The organism is Mesorhizobium sp. M7A.F.Ca.CA.001.08.2.1 (assembly GCF_003998455.1).
Lineage (GTDB): Bacteria > Pseudomonadota > Alphaproteobacteria > Rhizobiales > Rhizobiaceae > Mesorhizobium > Mesorhizobium ciceri.
The window spans coordinates 1-4,017 of sequence record NZ_RZPW01000597.1 but is presented as its reverse complement, the minus strand read 5'-3'; the positions used below and the strand labels follow the sequence as shown (position 1 = coordinate 4,017).

Genomic DNA, 4,017 nt, shown 5'->3' with positions numbered 1-4,017 from the left:
GCCGAGCGACAGCGCTGCACCGCCCGCAAATGCGCCGGGCGGAGCGGCAGAACCGGCCACGCCGCCGGTTGGATGGTCGCCGGCCGAAGCCGCGCCCGCCGCACCGATCCAGCCGGGCTCGCCGACCGCCGTTGTGCGGCCGTTTTACGATCAGGTCGGGCTGGAGATCGATCCGGCCGAGCGAAGCCATTTCATCGATCCAGCCAAAACCGTGCTCGACAAGAGCGACGCCTTGCGCAAATCCGGGCAGGGCGAGTGCCTCGACCCCAACATGGCGCTCGACAATGCCGATTACGACAAGGCCGAGATCGACAAGAGCCTGAAGACGCTCGAGGCGATCAACGGTGACCAGGCCAAGGTCATCGTCGCCTTCGTCATATCGGGCAACCCGCACCGGCTGGAATGGAAATTCAAGAAGGTCGATGGCGACTGGAAGATCACGGACCTGTTGTCGGTGACCGGCGAATGGGCACTCAGCCAATATCAGTGCGAATGATGGGCGAGCTCAACCCCGCCCGCGATAGGGCGCCACCCCGGTGTCGGGGAGCCAGGCGCCTTCCGGCGGAGCGCCGGTTTGCCAGAACACATCGATCGGAATGCCGCCGCGTGGATACCAATAGCCGCCTATGCGCAACCACAGCGGCTTGGTTGCCGCCACGATGCGGCGGCCGATCATGACGGTGCAGTCTTCATGGAAGGCGCCATGGTTGCGAAACGAGGTCATGAACAGCTTGAGCGACTTCGATTCCACCAGAGCCGCATCGGGTGCGTAGTCGATGACGATATGGGCGAAGTCCGGTTGGCCGGTGACCGGGCACAGCGAGGTGAATTCCGGGCAGGTGAAGCGCACGATCGCCGGCGGCCCGTCGCCGCGCGAAAACGGTACGGTCTCCAGGACCGCTGCTTCGGGGCTTTGTGGCGTCTCGACGTGCGCACCGAGCTGGGTGAGAGTTTTGGTGTCGATCATGGGCCCAATCCTTGTCGCATGCGCCCGGAGTGCGTGCGGGACGACATGCTTGAAAACGAATTTTGCCGCTCATTAGCACAATTTGAAACCGCAGGAAGACGATGACCTCCAACGATCCGCTTCTCCAGCCCTACCAGCTCAAACATCTGACGCTGAAGAACCGGGTCATGTCGACCAGCCATGAGCCGGCCTATTCCGAGGACGGCATGCCGAAACAGCGATACCGGCTCTACCATGCCGAGAAGGCCAAGGGCGGTATGGCGCTGACCATGACCGCCGGCTCGGCGATCGTCTCGCGCGACAGCCCGGCCGCTTTCGGCAATCTGCATGTCTATGACGACAGGATCGTGCCGTGGCTGGCCGAGCTCGCCGATGCCTGCCACGAGCACGACTGCAAGGTGATGATCCAGATCACCCATCTCGGCCGCCGTACCGGCTGGAACAAGGCCGACTGGCTGCCGGTGCTCTCGGCCTCGCCGGTGCGTGAGCCGGCGCATCGCGCATTCCCGAAAACCATCGAGGACTGGGACATCGAGCGCATCGTCGCCGACTATGCTTCGGCCGCCCAGCGCTGTCAGGCCGCCGGCCTGGACGGCATCGAGTTCGAATCCTACGGCCATCTGATGGACGGCTTCTGGTCGCCGGCCACCAACCATCGCGACGACGAATTCGGCGGCTCGCTCGACAACCGCCTGCGCTTCACCAACTTGGTGCTTGATGCCGTGCGTGCGTCGGTCGGCGAGAAATTCGTCGTCGGCATCCGCATGGTCGCTGACGAAGATTTCGAAAAAGGCCTGTCCAAACAGGAAGGCATCGAGATCGCCGGGCGGCTGGCCAATTCCGGCAAGGTCGATTTCCTCAACATCATCCGCGGCTCGATCGAAAGCGACGCGGCGCTGACCAAGGTCATACCGGTGGCCGGCATGCGCTCGTCGCCGCATCTCGATTTCGCCGGAGAGGTGAGGGCGGCGACGAAATTCCCGACCTTCCACGCGGCGCGCATATCCGACGTGGCCACCGCACGCCACGCCATTGCCACCGGCAAGCTCGACATGGTCGGCATGACCCGCGCCCATATCGCCGATCCGCACATCATCAAAAAGGTGATGGAGGGCCGCGAGCATGAGATCCGCCCGTGCGTGGGCGCCACCTATTGTCTCGACCGCATTTATGAGGGCGGCGAAGCGCTTTGCGTCCACAATGCCGCGACTGGCCGCGAGGCCGAAATCCCGCATATCATCGTCAAGACCGAAGGACCGAAGCAGAAAATCGTGGTCATCGGAGCCGGCGCCGGCGGGCTGGAGGTTGCGCGGGTCGCAGCCGAGCGCGGCCACAAGGTGACGGTGCTTGAAGCATCGAGCCAGGCCGGCGGCCAAATTCGACTGGCGACGCAGAACCCGCGCCGCAAGGAGCTGATCGGCATCATCGACTGGCGGCTGGCCGAACTCGCCCGGCTCGGCGTCGAGATCCGCTACGACACCTGGGCGGAGAAGGACGATGTTCTGGCGCTGTCACCCGACGTGGTGGTGGTCGCCACCGGGGGCCTGCCGCAGAACCCGCCGCTGACGGCCGGCGACAATCTTGTCACCTCAAGCTGGGACATCATGGCCGGCAGCGTCAAGCCGGCCGAAAATGTACTGCTCTATGACGACAATGGCGGCCATCAGGGCATGGGCGCCGCCGAACTGATCGCCAATGCCGGCTCGAAACTCGAACTTGTCTCGCCCGAACGTTTCTTTGCCCCGGAAATGGGCGGCATGAACCATGTGCCGTATATGCGCGCCTTTCAGGAAAAGGGCGTCACCATCACCATCAACACGCGGCTGCGTTCGGTGCGCCGCGAGGGCAACCAACTGGTCGCCGAACTGGCATCGGATTTCGCCGATGGCTGGCGCGGCGAGCGCAGGGTCGACCAGGTGGTGGTCGAGCACGGTACGTTGCCGCTCGATGATCTCTATCTCTCGCTGAAGCCGCTGTCGAAGAATGTCGGTGCGGTCGACTACGAACGGCTGGTGAGCGGTGGCGACATCTTCCCCAAGCGCAATCCAGAAGGCGGCTTTGTACTGTTCCGCATCGGCGACGCGGTCGCCTCGCGCAACATCCATGCCGCCATCTACGACGGCATCAGGTTCGGCTTGCGGATCTGAAATTGGGCGTTGCGAGGATCGGTGGCGCGCGGCCGGACCTGCGTACGAGAGCCCATGTACTTCGGTCTGGCCGCGCGCCCGCACGTCATTGGCTCGTCGCCAGACAACGTACGATTCTGTGAGGGTGTGCCGCGTGGCGGCGTTCAAAACATTCTGGCGGTGGCCATGCACAGCACTGTCAGCACCAACAGCCCCCCGGCAATGCGCTCGCCTCTTGTCATCTTCGCGCGCAACTGCCTTTCCGTTGCCGTATCGGCACCGGCAAGCTGCCTGCTGGCTGAGCCCACCAGCGCGCCTTGCACGCCGGCGGCGATCAGGGCCGTCACGATGCCCAGCGCCAGCACCTTCTCCATCGAGCCGAAAACACCCTCGTGAAAGAAATACCAGAGCAGTATGCCGGTCAGGAAAACCAGGCCGGCAGCGCCCATTTGCGGCCGGAAGAACCGTTCCGCCCGGATGTCCGGGTCTCGGCCGACCGCGATGGTCGTGCCCGCCCAGAATACGCCTGCCATGACATGAAGACCGATAACGACGATGTAGACATATTGCATGACCGGATTTCCTCTTTAGCCCGCCATCTCTAGATGATTAGATATCGAATGGTTAGATGTCAATATATAAGTGGTGCCAGTTCCATCCGTGCATGACACCGTCTAGGGTCCTGCAATGACACCCTTTGACCGCCCGCCAGTCGGCATGAATCTCGGACGAACCGCCAAGCTGGTTGCCCAGGCCTTCGATGCTGCCCTGGTCGAGGCTGGAGGTACATTGCCGATCTGGCTCACGCTGCTATCGGTCAAGTCGAGCAACCTTGCCAACCAGCGCGAGCTTGCCGGCATGATCGGTATCCAGGGCGCGACGCTGACCCATCATCTCAACGCCATGGAGGCGCAGGGCCTGCTG

General features: G+C 63.3%; 4 protein-coding genes and 1 pseudogene. 3 read left to right on the top strand and 2 right to left on the bottom strand.

Going from position 1 to position 4,017, the window contains the following annotated elements; translation table 11 throughout:
- Positions 1-496 (top strand): hypothetical protein (locus EN914_RS27110; protein ID WP_127389369.1); only part of this gene is annotated, 496 nt, incomplete at its 5' end.
- Positions 497-505: 9 nt separating this feature from the next.
- On the opposite strand, the gene queF is transcribed toward EN914_RS27110, so the two are convergent.
- Positions 506-967, bottom strand: coding sequence for a preQ(1) synthase (gene queF, locus EN914_RS27105; protein WP_010915503.1), 462 nt, complete (start codon positions 965-967; stop codon positions 506-508).
- A gap of 101 nt (positions 968-1,068) precedes the next feature.
- Between queF and EN914_RS27100 the strand changes: the two genes are divergently transcribed.
- The gene (locus EN914_RS27100; RefSeq protein WP_024504820.1) at positions 1,069-3,114 is read left to right on the top strand and encodes an NADH:flavin oxidoreductase; all 2,046 of its coding nucleotides are present in this window, start codon (positions 1,069-1,071) and stop codon (positions 3,112-3,114) included.
- A 143-nt stretch (positions 3,115-3,257) separates the two neighbouring features.
- On the opposite strand, the gene EN914_RS27095 is transcribed toward EN914_RS27100, so the two are convergent.
- The gene (locus EN914_RS27095; RefSeq protein ID WP_024504819.1) at positions 3,258-3,665 is read right to left on the bottom strand and encodes a hypothetical protein; all 408 of its coding nucleotides are present in this window, start codon (positions 3,663-3,665) and stop codon (positions 3,258-3,260) included.
- A gap of 115 nt (positions 3,666-3,780) precedes the next feature.
- Between EN914_RS27095 and EN914_RS27090 the strand changes: the two are divergent.
- Positions 3,781-4,017, top strand: a pseudogene (locus EN914_RS27090) (MarR family transcriptional regulator); the annotation flags it as partial.